The following is a 14759-nucleotide window of genomic DNA, read 5'->3' as shown; positions in this document are numbered from 1 at the left end:
CGGTGACCCGGCACATCCGGCACGCCGCCGCCTTCTGCGCCCTGCTGCTGGTCGCCCTGCTGGTGAACGCCGCCCGGGTGCAGATCGTCCAGGCCCCGGAGTACGACGACAACCCGGCCAACCGCCGCCCGGACATCGCCCGCTACCAGCAGCCGCGCGGGGACATCCTGGTCGGCGGCGAGCCGGTCACCGGCTCCCGTGACACCGGCGAGCATCTGCGTTTCGAACGGACGTATCAGGAAGGCGCCTTGTACGCGCCGATCACCGGCTTCGCCTCGCAGGCGTACGGGACGACCCTGCTGGAGCACGCCGAGGACGGACTGCTGTCCGGCGCGGACCCGATGCTCGCGCCGCTTCCCCTCTGGAACGACGTCACGGGGGCCCAGAACCCCGGCGGGGACGTGGTGACGACGATCAACGGGGACGCGCAGCGGGCGGCGTTCGAGGGGCTCGGCCGTCGCAAAGGGGCGGTGGCGGCCGTCGAACCGTCGACCGGCCGGATCCTGGCACTGGTCTCCACGCCGTCGTACGACCCCCAGCTGCTCTCCGGGAACAGCACGGCCGCCACCCGGACGTGGGACCGGCTGAACGGCGATCCGGACAAGCCGATGCTGAACCGGGCCGTGCGCCGGACCTACCCGCCGGGTTCCACCTTCAAGGTGGTCACCACGGCGGCGGCACTGGACGCGGGCGTGATCCGGGACCTCGACGCGCCGACCCGCTCGCCCGACCCGTACACCCTCCCCGGCACCCGGACCCGGCTGACGAACGAGGCCGAGGGCTGCCGGGACGCCTCGCTGCGGGAGGCGTTCGAGTGGTCCTGCAACACCGTGTTCGCCAAACTCGGCGTGGACGTGGGCGTGCGTGACATGGCCGCCACGGCGGAGGCCTTCGGCTTCAACGACGCCGGGCTGCGCATCCCCTTCGCCGTCTCGCGCAGCACCTTCGACACCTCGGTGGACCGGGCACAGCTCGGGCTGTCATCGATCGGGCAGTACAACACGCGGGCGACTCCGCTGCAGATGGCGATGGTGGCGGCGGCGGTGGCCAACGGCGGCCAGGTGCGCTCGCCGTACCTGGTGGAACGGACGATGCGGGCGGGCGGCAGCCTGGTGGCGACCGCCGGTTCGCGGCCCACCCGGGAGGCGATGCGCCCCTCGACGGCGGCGCGGCTCAAGGAGCTGATGACCGGCGTGGTGGCGAAGGGCACCGGCGCGAACGCCGCGATCCGTGGCGCCACCGTCGGCGGCAAGACCGGCACCGCCCAGCACGGCGTCGGCAACTCGGGCACGCCGTACGCGTGGTTCGTCTCCTGGGCGCAGGGCGACGGCGACCTGGAGCCGAAGGTCGCGGTCGCGGTGGTGGTGGAGGGCTCGGCGGCGGACCGCGAGGACATCAGCGGGGGCGGCATGGCGGCGCCGATCGCGCGGGCGGTGATGGAGGCGGTGCTCAATTCCTGAGACGGGGGTACCACGGCGCCGACGGCCCGACCTAACGTTCGGTACATGACTGACGCCGCGCACGAACTAGCCCAGGTCAACATCGCCCGCCTCAAGGCCCCGCTGGACTCCCCGCAGTTGAAGGACTTCGTGGACGCGCTGGACCCGGTGAACGCCGCGGCGGACGCCGCCGAGGGGTTCGTGTGGCGGCTGCAGAGCGAGGCGGGGGACGCGACCGACATCCCCGTCTTCGGGGACTCCTGGCTGATCATCAACATGTCGGTGTGGCGGGACACGGACGCCCTGACGGCCTTCATGTACCAGGGGCGGCACCGGGAGATGCTGGCGCGGCGCAGGGAGTGGTTCGAACGGCTCGCGGAGGCGGTCACCACCCTGTGGTGGGTCCCGGCGGGGCACCGGCCGACGGTCGCGGAGGCGGAGTCGCGGCTGCTGCACCTGCGGACGCACGGGCCTACGCCGTACGCCTTCACGCTGCGGACCTCGTTCCCGGCGGGTGAGACGGCGACCAACTCTGCTACTGCGGCGGTTCAGAAGGGGGCGCAACCGGCGGTCGGCGGTTAATAGCAGTGAGGTCAATCGTGAGCGGAAACGGGACGCCCAGTTTCAGCCGGTCGTGGTGGATGCCAGTGATGCTGTAGGCGCCCGTGGCGCGATCAAGCTCGTAGGTGTAAACCACGGGCAGCCCGGCGCTCTCCTCCACCCGCCAGTAGTACGGAATGCCCGCCGCCGCGTACTTACGAGGCTTCACGTCCCGGTCACGTTCCACAGAGTCCTCGGACTCGACCTCAATCGCGAGGATGACGACGTCCGAGTGATGCCAGGTCTGTCGCGGCCCGGTGTCGGCGTCCGCCCGGTACACCAGCACGTCGGGTTCCGGCCGGTTTCGCCGGTCGAGCTTGACACTGAACTCGCGGTCGACGTCGTACGCATCGGGCGCCTGACTGAGCAGGGCGTACTCCAGTAGCCGGATCGTGCGCAGGTGAAAGCGGGTCTGCGGACTCACGAGGACGAGACTCCCGTCAATCAGCTCCGTATGCGGAGGCAGGTTCGGGAGCCGGTCCAAGTCGTCCGCCGTCCAGCCGCCCTCCGGCGGACGGGGCCACTCGTAGTCGTCGTCCAGCCCGTAGTCACGTGCGGCGCTCATGATCGCTCCCATGTGCTGGAGTCTGCCTGGCCCTGCCAGCGTACCCAGGACGAACGCCGACGCTGCGCCCCATCGGGCGATCCCCCACCGCCCCGTTGACACCCGGTCCCACCTTTACTCGCGGTCAACAAGTCCCGCCCAAGGGATTGACGAGCTTGCTGACACGCAGTCTCATAAGACGAAGCGAATGAGAGTAACCGCGGGTAACCCGAACCGTACGACGAGGTGGGACAGCCATGACGACCCTGACGGAAGCCGACGCGCTCGAGGGCCTGCGCGACGCGCTCGGGCTGCTCAAGGACCGGGAGCAGGTGGCCGAACGGCTGCTCGACTCTTCCGCCAAGCACTCCTTCGACCCGGACAAGGAGCTGGACTGGGACGCGCCCTTCGAGGACGGCAAGTGGTTCTGGCCGCCGGAGCTGGTGTCGCTGTACGACACCCCGATGTGGAAGCGGATGAGCGAGGAGCAGCGCATCGTGCTCTCCCAGCACGAGGCCGCCGCGCTCGCCTCCCTCGGCATCTGGTTCGAGTTGATCCTCATGCAGCTGCTGGTGCGGCACATCTACGACAAGGCGGCGACGAGCGCGCACGTGCGCTACGCGCTGACCGAGATCGAGGACGAGTGCCGGCACTCGAAGATGTTCGCCCGGCTGATATCCCGCGGCGAGACGCCGTGGTACCCGGTGAGCCCGGTCCACCAGCACCTGGGGCGCCTCTTCAAGACGATCTCCACCACGCCCGGTTCCTTCACCGCCACGCTGCTCGGCGAGGAGGTACTGGACTGGATGCAACGGCTGACCTTCCCCGACGAGCGGGTCCAGCCGCTGATCCGGGGCGTCACGCGCATCCACGTCGTGGAGGAGGCCCGCCACGTGCGCTACGCCCGTGAGGAGCTGCGCCGCCAGATGGTGACGGCGCCGAAGTGGTCGCAGGAGTTCACCCGGATCACCTCCGGCGAGTTCGCCCGCGTCTTCTCCATCGCCTTCGTCAACCCCGAGGTGTACACGAACGTCGGCCTGGACAAGCGCGAGGCCCTGGCGCAGGTGAAGGCCAGCGGCCACCGCAGGGAGATCATGCAGACCGGCGCGAAGCGCCTCACCGACTTCCTGGACGACATCGGGGTACTGCGCGGGGTCGGACGGAAGCTGTGGAGGTCGTCGGGGCTGCTGGCGTAGTCGGGCCGGTCCGGTCCGCTCACGTAGGGGGTCGCGGGGGTGTGCGGGTTACGCTGCGGTTCATGACCCCGCAGGCCTCCACCCCCGCCTACCGCCGGCTCAGCGTCGAGGAGCGCCGCGTCCAGTTGCTCGGCGCGGCGCTCGCCCTCTTCGCGCACCGGCCGCCGCAGGAGGTCTCCCTGGACGACGTGGCGGAGCAGGCCGGGGTCTCGCGGCCGCTGGTGTACCGGTACTTCCCCGGCGGCAAGCAGCAGCTGTACGAGGCCGCGCTCAGGTCGGCCGCCGACGAGCTGCGGCTCTGCTTCGACGAGCCCCGCGAGGGCCCGCTGCTGGCCCGGCTCTCCCGCGCCCTGGACCGCTATCTCACCTTCGTCGACCAGCACGACACCGGCTTCAGCGCCCTGCTGCGCGGCGGCAGCGTGGCGGAGACCTCCCGGACCTCCTCCATCGTGGACGGCGTGCGCCGGGCCGCCGCCGACCACATCATGAGCCACCTGGACGTCGCCGAGCCCGGCCCGCGGCTGCGGATGACCGTCCGGATGTGGATCACCGCGGTGGAGGCGGCCTCGCTGATCTGGCTGGACGAGGGCAAGCAGCCGCCCGTCGACGAGCTGCGGGACTGGCTCGTGGAGCAGTTCCTCGCCGTGCTGACCGTCACCGCCCGCCGCGACCCGCAGACCGCGGCGCTGGTCGAGGCGCTGGCGGCGGACATCTGACACCGGTGCGCGGATCACTGACACTGGTGCCGTGAAGAGCGAAGACACCCCCTTCGAGGGCGGCCCGATGGACGGGCGGGTGCTGCCCGTGCTGGTCGGCATGACCGGGCACCCGCCGAAGACGTACCGCATCCCCGTACCGGACCCGGACGGCGGCCCGCCCACCGTGCTCGTGTACCGGCGGGAGCCCCGGGACTCCCGGGGCGGGCTGCGGTTCGCCCGCTGGAAGTACGCGTACGCCCCCGAGGGCGGGAAGCGCCCCGGCCGGAAGTGGCCCTGGTCCAAACCGGACGCCAAACCGGACACCGATCCAGACGCCACGCCGGGTGGCAAGCCGGACGACGCCCACGGGTGACCCCGTTGCGCCGAACCGCGCACACTCGGCGCGCGGAGCCCGAGGACACGTCACATGCTCACCGTGCGGAGCGGACCCGCCGCCCCGCTCGGGAGGTGATGACGTGTCAGGAAGGCTTCTGCGTCTGGTGTGTACGGCGGCGGTGGCGGCCGGGATCGTCCTCGCGCCCGTGCCCGCCGCGGCCGAACCCGAACCCGGCGCCGGCGGTGAACGGACCGTGGCCGAGCTGCTGACGGACCTTCAGCGGCTGTACCAGGAGGCGGAGAAGGCCACCGAGACCTACAACGGCACCGAGGAGCGGCTGAAGGAGCAGCGTGCCGAGGTGAAGCGGCTGGACGCCGAGCTGGCCCGGACCCGGCTGTCCCTGCGCGACAGCCGCGGCGCGGCCGGACGGCTGGCCCGGCAGCAGTACCGGAACAGCGGCGACCTCTCCCCCTATCTGCGGCTGCTGCTGGCGAGCGACCCGCGGCACGCCCTCGACCAGGGGCACGTGCTCGGGCAGCTGGCCCGGGAGCGGGCCGATACGGTGGGCCGCCTGGCCGGTGACGAGAAGAGGGCCGACGAGCTGGCGGGGCGGGCGCGCCAGGCCCTGGACGAGCAGGTCGCCCTCGCGAAGCGGCAGGAGGAGGAGCGGAACGACGTGCGCGACCGGCTGCACGCCGTCGAGGAACTCCTCGCCTCGCTCACCCCCGAGGAACTGGCCGCGCTGGCGGAATTCGAGAAGAGCGGGATCGCCGAGGAGCAGGAGCGGTTCATGGCGTCCGGCACGCTCGGCGACGACGGCAAGCCCTCCGCCGAGGGCGACCGCGCGGTGCGCTTCGCGGTGGAGCAGCTCGGGAAGCCGTACGAGTGGGGCGCGGAGGGCCCCGCGTCGTACGACTGCTCGGGCCTGACCTCCGTGGCCTGGGACCGGGCCGGAACACCGATCCCGAGGACCAGCCAGGAGCAGTGGGCGCGGCTGGACCGCGTGCCGCTGGGCGAGCTGCGCCCCGGTGACCTGGTCGTGTACTTCCCCGAGGCCACCCATGTGGCGATGTACCTCGGCGACGGCATGGTCGTCCAGGCACCGCGCCCCGGCGCCGAGGTCAAGGTGTCGCCGATCGCGGCCAACCCGGTCCTGGGCGCCGTACGGCCGGACCCCGGCGGGGAGCCGCTGCGGCGGTACACGCCGCCGAGGCTCCCCGAGGGGGCGACGGGCGGGTCCGACGAGGGGTACGCCGCCGCCTACGCGCCCGACGCGCCCGAGACCTCCATCAGGTAGCCCTCGGTCTTCGCCGGGTCGTAGAAGAAGTTCTCGAAGTCGGCCGGGTCATTGAAGCCGTTGGCGAAGCGGTCGGCGACCGGCTGGAGCTGGCCGGCGGCGCCGATCAGGTTCAGGACGTGCTCCGGCGGCGGGGCGAGCATGGCGTTGGTCCACTTGGTGACGTGCTGGGCGGTGTCCCAGTAGCGGTCGAAGGTCTGCCGCATCCAGGCCTCGTCGAACTCCTTCTCCCCCTGCTCCAGGATGGAGGCGAGGTAGGAGGCCGCGCACTTGGAGGCGGAGTTGGAGCCCTGGCCGGTGATCGGGTCGTTGGCGACGACCACGTCGGCGACGCCGAGGACCAGCCCGCCGCCGGGGAGCCGGCCGATCGGGTTGCGGACGGTCGGAGCGTAGCGGCCGGCGAGGGTGCCGCCGGCGTCGGTCAGTTCGACCTTGGTGGCCCGCGCGTACTCCCAGGGGAGGAACTTCTCCATGAGTTCCAGGGTCAGGGAGAGGTGCTCCGCCGGGTCCTTGACGTCCTTGAAGGCGTCCAGCGGGCCGCCGGGTATGCCCTCCCAGAACAGGATGTCGGCGCGGCCCGAGGTCGTGAACGTCGGCATGATGAACATCTCGCCGACGCCGGGGACCAGGTTGCAGCGGACCGCCTCCATGTCCGGGTGCTCCGGGCGCGGGCCCATCCCGTGCACGTACGCCACCGCGAGCGCGCGCTGCGGCTCGCTGTACGGGGAGCGGGACGCGTCGCGGCCGAACATCTGCACCAGCTCGCCCTTGCCCGCCGAGACGAGGACGAGGTCGTAGGCGCGGGAGAAGTAATCCAGGTCGCCGACGGCCGCGCCGTGGATGACCAGCTGGCCGCCGCGCTGCGCGAAGGTCTCCATCCAGCCGGCCATCTTCACCCGCTGGTCGACCGACTGCGCGATGCCGTCGAGGTGCCCCACCCAGTCGATCGCGCGCTGCGAGGGGCCCGGGTCGAAGGAGCCGGGGGCCGCCACCGAGACGCCGAGTCCCTCGATCTTCGGGGCCTGGGACTCCCAGAAGTTCAGCTGGAGATCGCGCTCGTGCTGGAGTGCCGTGTGGAACATGCACTGCGTCGACATGACCCGGCCGGTGCGGATCTCGTCCGCGGTCCGGTTGGACATCAGGGTGACCTCGTAGCCGTGCGACTGGAGGCCGAGGGCGAGCTGGAGTCCGGACTGGCCGGCTCCGACGACGAGTATCTTCCGCATGCGGTGTTCCGTCTCCTACTCGGGGGTTTCGTCGAGCGCGTGGCCCACGAGGGACAACAGGGTCTCGATGGCCGAGATCCGGCGGCGCGCATCCATGATCATTACAGGTATGTGCGCGGGGATCGTCAACGCCTCCCGCACGTCCTCGGCCTCGTACAGCTCGCTGCCGTCGAAGTGGTTCACCGCGACGACGTACGGCAGTCCGCAGCTCTCGAAGTAGTCCAGCGCCGGGAAGCAGTCCTTCAGGCGGCGGGTGTCGGCCAGTACGACGGCACCGATCGCGCCGCGCACCAGGTCGTCCCACATGAACCAGAACCGCTGCTGGCCCGGCGTGCCGAACAGGTAGAGCACCAGGTCGTCGTCGAGCGTGATGCGGCCGAAGTCCATGGCCACGGTGGTGGTGAGCTTGCCCGGGGTGGCGGTGAGGTCGTCGGTCTCCTCGCTCGCCTCGGTCATCAGCGCCTCGGTCTGCAGGGGCGTGATCTCCGAGACGGCGGTGACCAGGGTGGTCTTGCCGACACCGAACCCGCCGGCCACCACGATCTTCGTGGCTATGGGCGCGCGCGTGCGGTCCGTCTGCCAGGGCCGCATGGGCTCGTCGGGGTCGACGAGTGGGGAGACGCCGTAGGCGGCGGCGTCAGAGACGACGGAGTCCACTGAGCACCCTTTCGAGCAGAGCGCGGTCCGGGCGGCCCGTGCCGTGGCCGGTCCCGGTGCCGTACACACGGATCTTTCCCTGGTCCGCGAGGTCGCTGAGGAGCACGCGGACCACGCCGAGCGGCATCTTCAGCAGCGCGGCGATCTCGGCCACCGTACGCATACGGCGGCACAGTTCGACGATGGCCCGCATCTCCGGCATCACGCGGGAGGTGAGGCTGCCGTTCGTCAGTTCCTTGCGCTCCTCGGCGGCTTCGAGCGCGGCGGTGCCGGCCGTGGCGCCGACGAACGTCTCGACGAGCAGGACGTGGCCGAAGCGGGTGCGGCCACCGGTGAGCGAGTAGGGGCGTACGCGGGCGGGTTTGCGGTCGGCGCCGCGTACGGGGAGGTTCTTCGGGGCTTTCCTGGGGCTGCTGCTCATCGGGTACTCCCCGTAGAGGTCGACTCGGACTCCAGGGATTTCCGCAGCTCGCTGCGGAGTTCGGGGGTCAGGACGTGGCCGGCGCGGCCGACGAACAGCGCCATGTGGTACGCGATGACGCTCATGTCGGCGTCCGCGGAGCCGTGCACACCGAGCAGCGAGCCGTCGCTGATCGACATCACGAACAGGCTGCCCTCGTCCATGGCGACCATCGTGTGCTTCACGGGGCCGAAGTCCATCAGCCGGGCGGCGCCGATGGTGAGGCTGCCGACGCCGGAGACGACGGTGGCGAGGTCGGCGGCGGAACCGCGCGGGCCGGTGCGGCGCACGGCCTGGGCCTCGCGGGCCGCGTCGTTGCGGTCCTGGTCGGAGGAGAGCAGCAGCAGGCCGTCGGAGGAGACCACCGCGACCGAGAGGATGCCGGGCACCTCCTCGACCAGGTTGGTCAGCAGCCAGTGCAGATTGCGGGCTTCACTGCTGAGTCCGAAGGTACTGGGCGCGGTCAACTACTTGCCTCCTCGACAGTGCCCCCCGTGGCTTCTTCGGTGGTCCCTGCTGCGGCGGCCGGCGCCTCGTGCTGACCGGTCCGGTCGGCGATCTCCGCCTCGACGTCGCGGCGACCGGCCTCCGCCCCCCGGCGAAATCCTCCCAGGCGGCGGCGGAGCGCGTCGGCGTCGACGGAACCCGCCGTGCGCGGCCGTGGGGCCGCCGCGGGTGTGCTGAGCTTCGGGGTCCGCTTGGGCAGCCCCTTTTCGGTGACGGGCTCGGTGGTCTCGGCCGGCTCGGTGATCTCGGTGGTCTCGGCGACCTCGGTGTTCCCGGCGTCCACGGCCCGCGCGGTGCCCTCGTCCGGGGCGCGGTCGTGGATGTCGGGGCCGATGGCGTAGGGGTCGGCGGAGCGCTGTCCGGGGAACTCGGGCGCGGTGGGCCCCTGCGGGGCCGACTCCGGCGTGGACTCCTCCGGTGCCGGTGCCGGTGCCTGCGCCTGCGCCTGTGTCGGCAGCAGGAGGGCCATCGTGGTGTCGTCGGGGAGGTCGCGGCCCGGGAGGGACGACTCGGTGGTCTCCGTCTCCGGGGCGGACTGCGGGTCCGATTCCAGGCCGTCTTCCCGTGCCTGCTCCGTCTCCGGCGCCGGTGTCGGCGCGGGTGCGGGTGCCAAGGCCGATTCCGCTTCCGGGGTCTTCTCCTCGCCCCCCACCTCGTCGGCCTCCGCGCGCCGTACGGCCTGTTCCGCGGAGGCGACCAGCGGGTCCACGCCCTCTCGCGTGCCCTTCTCCGCGCGGCCGTGCAGGACGTTGGAGTTGGCCTCCGCGTCGGCGCCCGGCAGGGAGAAGGATCCCGTGCCGTCCTGCGTGGGCACGGTCGGGGCGAGTGCGGCCGGCGGGGCCGCCGCGAGCAGGGCGTTCGGGAGGACCACGACGGCCGCGACACCGCCCTGCTTCTGCTCCCGCAGCCGCACGCGCGCCCCGTGCCGGTGGGCGAGCCGGGCCACGACGTACAGGCCGAGCCCGAGACCGTCCTCGCCCTCCTGGTCGTAGGGCGCCTCCGGGTCGAAGTCGGTGAGGCGGGCGTTGAGCCGCTGGAGCCGCTCGGTGGCCATGCCGATGCCCTCGTCCTGGACGGAGAGCATCACCTCACCGTTCTCCAGCAGCCAGCCGGAGACCTCGACGGGCAGGTCCGGCGGCGAGAAGGAGGTGGCGTTCTCCATCAGCTCCGCGAGCAGGTGGGAGAGGTCGTCGGCGGCGAACCCGGCCACGTGCGCGTGCGGCGGCAGCGCGGCGATGCGGACGCGCTCGTACCGCTCGATCTCACTGACCGCGGCCCGGACCACGTCGACCAGCGGCACCGGTCCGGCGCTGTGCTGGACGTGCTCGGTCCCGGCGAGGACCAGGAGGTTCTCGCTGTGCCGGCGCATGACCGTGGCGAAGTGGTCGAGCTTGAACAGGGTGGAGAGGCGGTCCGGGTCCTGCTCGCGCTCCTCCAGGCTCTCGATGACCGCGAGTTGCCGCTCGACCAGGCCGAGGGTGCGCAGCGCGAGGTTGACGAAGGTGGAGCCGATGCTCTTGCGCACCACCTCCAGCTGGGCGGCGGACTCGGCGAGTTCGGCGCGCAGTCCCTCGCGGGCGTCGGCCATCTTCTGCCGCTGGCCGACGAGGTGCTTGCGGTCGGCCTCCAGCGTGTTGACGCGCTCGGCGAGCGTGGCGGCGTGCGTGTGCAGGGTGTTGACGGAGCGGACGACCTGGGCGAACTCGTCGTTGCGGCCGGTGAAGGCGATGGGCTCCTCGGCCGTCGGGTTCTCCGCGCCGGCCAGCCGGGCCGAGCCGCGGCGCAGCACCGAGAGGGGGCGGGTGAGGGTGCGGGCCATGGCGGTGGCGATGCCGACGGCGAGCAGGATCAGGGCGCCGAGGGCGGCGATCCGGATCTCCAGCGCGGTGACGTCGTCGTCGCGCAGCTGCTCCAGGGCCGTGGTGCGCTTCTCGTAGAGGGCGGACTCGGCGCCCCGCATGGCGTCGACGCGGGCGGAGAGCGCGGCGTCCAGCCTCTTGGTGCTGGTGCCGAGGTCGTCGTCGGAGAGCGTCGGCTCGTCCGTGAGACCGGCGAGGTACTTGTCGGCGGAGTTGACCTCGGGGCCGGCGACCGTGGCGTCGAAGCTGCCCCGTGCCTCCTTGGGCGCGCCCTCGCGGAAGTCGGCGAGGGCGGCGTCCGAGCGCACCCGGGCCTGCTGCGCGGCGGCGGCGAGTTCGTCGCGCTGCTTCGCGTCGGCGTCCGAGGACGTGGTCGTCTCGGTCGGCAGGCCCGTGATCGGGTCGATGACGGTCTCGGTGCTGCTCGGCACGTTCAGGGCCGCGAGCAGCAGGCCGCGGGTGGCGGCGGCCTGCTGGACGGCGGTGTCCAGCTCGGCCAGGGCGTACGCGCCGGCGCCCGCGCGGGGCGGCATCCGCTCGGCCAGCTCCTCGGCGAGGGCGTGGAGTTCGGTGATCGCCTCCGAGTACGCCTCGTGCGCCTGGAGAGCGGTGCTCTTGCCGGTGAGCGCCGCCCGGCGCAGCGCCGCGACGGCGTCGAGGTCCTCGCGCAGGGAGGCGGGCGTGTCGGTGTCGGCGCGCAGCTCCTCGACCTGCCGGTCGACGCGGGCGCTGCGCTGCTCGGAGGGTGCCTTGGACTCGGGGCGGCCGGCGGCGATGTAGGGGGTGACCTCGTCCCGCTCGTCGGCGAGGGAGTGGGCGAGGGTCAGCGCGCCCTGGGTCTGCTCGGCGAGCGTCACCAGTTCCTGGGAGTCGTGCAGCTGCCCGGAGGCGGCCACCACCGACGGGGCTCCGGCCCCGGCGACGGCGGCGGCCACGACCGCCACGGCGGCGATGAGGCGGTTGCGTACGTGGGTCGGACGGCCCTTGCCGACGGGGGCCTCCGGCGGCGCCGGGGTGGAGGTGCCGGGGGTGCGCTCCGCGCTCCCCACGGGGGCCGTCTGCTTGCCTGTGCGACGAGGCCGCGTCTTCTGCACCGGTGCTCGCATTCCTGACTCGTGTACCCGTGGGCCCGGGTGGCGCTCCGTCAACTGGCCGGTCGGCGCGTGCACCCTCCGCCACGCTCTGGGCTGCTCCTCGGCCGCCGACTGCGCAACGGACGGGGAGACCGCGTGAGCAGGGCAGGCACCCCACCGGATCCCGACCCTCCCAGTGCCGGTGGGTGGTGGGCGCGCATCATCCGACCCGCCACCCGAAGGAGTGAACCCCGGACGGGAGTTGGGGAGCAAGTTCTCCCGGCTCGTGCGACGGGCCTGCGCGGCGCGCCGGTTGGACGTCTGCGACGGGCGGTGGCACTATGTGCCGCCACGCGTTGCCGGAGTGCCGAATTCCACCCCAAATCAGGCGCCTGACCTGCGCCCCTGCGTCGGTCCTGGGGAAGTTGCCAGCCTTTTGCGGATGCCGTGAAGAGGTCGTGCAGACTGGCTGGATGCGCACGGAACTCGTCTCGGAACCCGGCCTCACCGACCACCCCAACGAGGACTTCGCGAGTGTCGGACTACCGGCCTCGGGACAGGGTGGTTCACTCGTCGTGCTGGACGGCGTGACACCGCCGCGGACCGCGTCGGGGTGTCTGCATTCCGTGCCCTGGTTCACCGCGCACCTCGGCGGCGCCCTGACCGAACTGACCGTTTCACTGCCGGATGTTCCCCTCGCCGAAGCCCTGTCCCGCGCCATCGCTCGTACCTCGGCGGCACACGCGGAAACCTGTGACCTTTCTCACCCGCGCACCCCACAGGCAACCGTGGTGCTGGCCCGCTGGACCCCCACCGCCGTCGAGTACCTGGTCCTGTCCGACTCGGCGCTGCTGGTGGAGGCCCCCGACGGCACGGTCACGGCGGTCCTGGACGACCGGCTGGCCCGGCTGCCCCGCTCGGCCCTCGCCACGGACGCGCTGGTCGACGCCAACCTCCGCAACAAGGAGGGCGGCTTCTTCACGGCCGCGGCCGACCCGGCGGTGGCGGCGCGGGCGGTGACGGGCGTACTGCCGCGCGGCGAGGTGCGCACACTGGCGGCGCTGACGGACGGAGCCGGGCGCTGGGTGGAGAAGTTCCGGGAGGGCGACTGGGCGGACTGCCTCGCGCTGGTACGGAAGCAGGGCGCCCAGGCGTTGGTGGACCGGGTGCGGGAGCTGGAACGGGCGGACGCGGCGGGGGCCCGGGCCTTCCTGGGGCGCGGCAAGGCGCACGACGACGCGACGGTGGTGTACGCGGAGCTCTGAACGCCGGTCGTCGCGCCCCTACTTCTCCATCCCCCGGTTCAGTTGCCGCAGCAGCCGGGCCAGTTCCGTGACCTCGCGCCGGTCCCAGTCGGCGAGCCGGCCGGCGTACCGTGCGCGGCGCGCCTCCCGCACCCGGCTGACGCGCGACTGGCCCTCCGGGGTCAGGGTGATCAGCCAGGCGCGGCCGTCGGCGGGGTCGGGTTGCCGGGCGACGAGACCGAGTTCTTCCAGCGCGCGCAGCTGACGGGACATCGTCGCCTTGCCGACGCCGATGTAGGCGGCCAGCTCCGTGGCCCGCTGTCCGCCGCACTCGCCGAGCCGGACGAGCAGGCCGTACGCGGACGACTCCAGGTCGGGGTGGACCTCGCGGGCCATCTCGCCCTGGTTCGCCCGCGCCCGCCGGAGCAGGACCGTCAACTCCCGCTCCAGCGCCAGGAACTCCGGTTGGTTCACACCACTGCCGGACGCGTCGAATTCGCCTCCGCGACCGCCGCAGTTCCCGTCTTCGCGCACGTCAGCCCCTGCCTCGATTTTCCCGGTCCTGAAAGTTTCCGCCACGGGCCGTCATCACCGCAGCTTGGCAAGTATTTCGCAGGCTTAGACCAACGGCAGCTTCCGGCCCCTCTTCCCACCCCCCGTTCTACGTGCGTAGCGTCTTCACCGAACCCCTGGATGGCATGCCCACGCCAGCCACGGGTTCTCCCCACTCGCGCATCCCCCACCGGGCACCACCGAGCCATCGGAGGCACGTCATGCTCGTGCACAGATCCGGATCGGCCCGCGGGCGGCGCTTCGCCGTCACCGGGATCCTGCTCGCCGCGTTCTCCCTGGCAGCCACCCTCCCCGCCCACGCGTCGTCGGCCGCCGACATCCCACCGCGCGGCTCCGCCCACATGGGTATGGGCGTCCTCGAGCACGACGGGCGCCACGGCACCCCCGTCCCGGGCGACGCCACCCAGACGGAGGGCGTCGACGTCTCCAGCCACCAGGGCAACGTCGCCTGGTCGACCCTGTGGAACAGCGGGGTCAAGTGGGCCTACGTCAAGGCCACCGAGGGGACGTACTACACCAATCCCTACTTCGCCCAGCAGTACAACGGCTCATACAACGTCGGCATGATCCGCGGCGCCTACCACTTCGCCACCCCGGACACGACGAGCGGCGCCGCGCAGGCCAACTACTTCGTCGACCACGGCGGCGGCTGGTCCCGCGACGGCAAGACTCTGCCGGGCGCGCTGGACATCGAATGGAACCCGTACGGGGCCACCTGCTACGGCAAGACGCAGAGCCAGATGGTCACCTGGATCCGCGACTTCCTGAACACCTACAAGGCGCGCACCGGCCGCGACGCCGTGATCTACACGGCCACCAGCTGGTGGACCCAGTGCACCGGCAACTACGGCGGCTTCGCGGCGAACAACCCGCTGTGGATCGCCCGGTACGCGTCGACCGTGGGCACGCTGCCGGCGGGCTGGCCGTACTACACGATGTGGCAGTACACCTCGTCCGGGCCGACGGTCGGGGACCACAACAAGTTCAACGGGGCCCTGGACCGCGTCCGGGCGCTCGCGAACGGCTGACACCCGACGTACGGCGAAGAC

The 14759-nt window shown here is 72.0% G+C and carries 15 protein-coding genes; 8 read left to right on the top strand and 7 right to left on the bottom strand.

Annotation, left to right across the window (positions count from 1 at the left end; all coding sequences use genetic code 11):
* The first annotated feature begins 2 nt into the window (after nucleotides 1–2).
* Complete coding sequence (locus tag ACFW48_RS20970; protein ID WP_386316672.1) at nucleotides 3–1460, top strand: penicillin-binding transpeptidase domain-containing protein; 1458 nt, start codon at nucleotides 3–5, stop codon at nucleotides 1458–1460.
* A gap of 45 nt (nucleotides 1461–1505) precedes the next feature.
* On the top strand, nucleotides 1506–2021 hold the full coding sequence (locus ACFW48_RS20965; protein ID WP_386316670.1) for a DUF3291 domain-containing protein: 516 nt from the start codon (nucleotides 1506–1508) through the stop codon (nucleotides 2019–2021).
* On the opposite strand, the gene ACFW48_RS20960 is transcribed toward ACFW48_RS20965, so the two are convergent.
* Nucleotides 1975–2604: a Uma2 family endonuclease gene (locus ACFW48_RS20960; protein WP_386316856.1), complete on the bottom strand. Its 630-nt coding sequence runs from the start codon at nucleotides 2602–2604 to the stop codon at nucleotides 1975–1977. The two genes, ACFW48_RS20965 and ACFW48_RS20960, sit on opposite strands and share 47 nt — an antisense overlap.
* A gap of 236 nt (nucleotides 2605–2840) precedes the next feature.
* Between ACFW48_RS20960 and ACFW48_RS20955 the strand changes: the two genes are divergently transcribed.
* The 4 genes from ACFW48_RS20955 (at nucleotide 2841) to ACFW48_RS20940 (ending at nucleotide 6111) form a co-directional block, all read left to right on the top strand.
* Complete coding sequence (locus ACFW48_RS20955) at nucleotides 2841–3779, top strand: diiron oxygenase (protein WP_386316669.1); 939 nt, start codon at nucleotides 2841–2843, stop codon at nucleotides 3777–3779.
* A gap of 62 nt (nucleotides 3780–3841) precedes the next feature.
* Complete coding sequence (locus ACFW48_RS20950; RefSeq protein ID WP_386316667.1) at nucleotides 3842–4495, top strand: TetR/AcrR family transcriptional regulator; 654 nt, start codon at nucleotides 3842–3844, stop codon at nucleotides 4493–4495.
* Between the two features lie 31 nt (nucleotides 4496–4526).
* Nucleotides 4527–4850, top strand: coding sequence for a hypothetical protein (locus ACFW48_RS20945; protein ID WP_386316665.1), 324 nt, complete (start codon nucleotides 4527–4529; stop codon nucleotides 4848–4850).
* A 103-nt stretch (nucleotides 4851–4953) separates the two neighbouring features.
* Entirely contained in the window at nucleotides 4954–6111 is a 1158-nt protein-coding gene (locus ACFW48_RS20940; protein ID WP_386316663.1) for an NlpC/P60 family protein, read from the top strand.
* Here the strand turns inward: ACFW48_RS20940 and ACFW48_RS20935 are convergent.
* Genes ACFW48_RS20935 through ACFW48_RS20915 form a run of 5 tightly spaced genes read right to left on the bottom strand, consistent with a single transcriptional unit; the run spans nucleotide 6075 to nucleotide 11926 of the window.
* Nucleotides 6075–7337 (bottom strand): styrene monooxygenase/indole monooxygenase family protein, encoded by a 1263-nt coding sequence (locus tag ACFW48_RS20935; protein WP_386316662.1) that lies wholly within the window; start codon nucleotides 7335–7337, stop codon nucleotides 6075–6077. The genes ACFW48_RS20940 and ACFW48_RS20935 overlap by 37 nt on opposite strands.
* Before the next feature lie 15 nt (nucleotides 7338–7352).
* Nucleotides 7353–7994 carry an ATP/GTP-binding protein gene (locus ACFW48_RS20930; RefSeq protein WP_386316660.1) on the bottom strand — a complete coding sequence of 214 codons (642 nt, stop codon included), beginning with the start codon at nucleotides 7992–7994 and terminating at the stop codon, nucleotides 7353–7355.
* On the bottom strand, nucleotides 7975–8415 hold the full coding sequence (locus tag ACFW48_RS20925; RefSeq protein ID WP_121749177.1) for a DUF742 domain-containing protein: 441 nt from the start codon (nucleotides 8413–8415) through the stop codon (nucleotides 7975–7977). Before ACFW48_RS20925 ends, ACFW48_RS20930 begins: the two co-directional genes overlap by 20 nt.
* Nucleotides 8412–8921 (bottom strand): roadblock/LC7 domain-containing protein, encoded by a 510-nt coding sequence (locus ACFW48_RS20920; protein ID WP_386316658.1) that lies wholly within the window; start codon nucleotides 8919–8921, stop codon nucleotides 8412–8414. Before ACFW48_RS20920 ends, ACFW48_RS20925 begins: the two co-directional genes overlap by 4 nt.
* Nucleotides 8918–11926 (bottom strand): nitrate- and nitrite sensing domain-containing protein, encoded by a 3009-nt coding sequence (locus ACFW48_RS20915; RefSeq protein ID WP_386316656.1) that lies wholly within the window; start codon nucleotides 11924–11926, stop codon nucleotides 8918–8920. The genes ACFW48_RS20920 and ACFW48_RS20915 overlap by 4 nt, the downstream gene beginning before the upstream one ends.
* Nucleotides 11927–12366: 440 nt before the next feature.
* Here ACFW48_RS20915 and ACFW48_RS20910 point away from each other — a divergent pair, with 440 nt between their 5' ends.
* Nucleotides 12367–13158, top strand: a complete 792-nt coding sequence (locus ACFW48_RS20910) for a protein phosphatase 2C domain-containing protein (protein ID WP_386316654.1) — start codon at nucleotides 12367–12369, stop codon at nucleotides 13156–13158.
* A gap of 18 nt (nucleotides 13159–13176) precedes the next feature.
* On the opposite strand, the gene ACFW48_RS20905 is transcribed toward ACFW48_RS20910, so the two are convergent.
* Nucleotides 13177–13671, bottom strand: coding sequence for a MarR family winged helix-turn-helix transcriptional regulator (locus ACFW48_RS20905; protein ID WP_386316652.1), 495 nt, complete (start codon nucleotides 13669–13671; stop codon nucleotides 13177–13179).
* A gap of 239 nt (nucleotides 13672–13910) precedes the next feature.
* Here ACFW48_RS20905 and ACFW48_RS20900 point away from each other — a divergent pair, with 239 nt between their 5' ends.
* Nucleotides 13911–14738, top strand: a complete 828-nt coding sequence (locus tag ACFW48_RS20900) for a lysozyme (RefSeq protein ID WP_386316650.1) — start codon at nucleotides 13911–13913, stop codon at nucleotides 14736–14738.
* Nucleotides 14739–14759 lie beyond the last annotated feature (21 nt).

The sequence above is a fragment of the Streptomyces sp. NPDC058812 genome (genome assembly GCF_042744565.1).
Lineage (GTDB): Bacteria > Actinomycetota > Actinomycetes > Streptomycetales > Streptomycetaceae > Streptomyces > Streptomyces thinghirensis.
The sequence above is the reverse complement of the archived record's forward strand: the minus strand, read 5'-3'. Positions and strand labels throughout refer to the sequence as shown.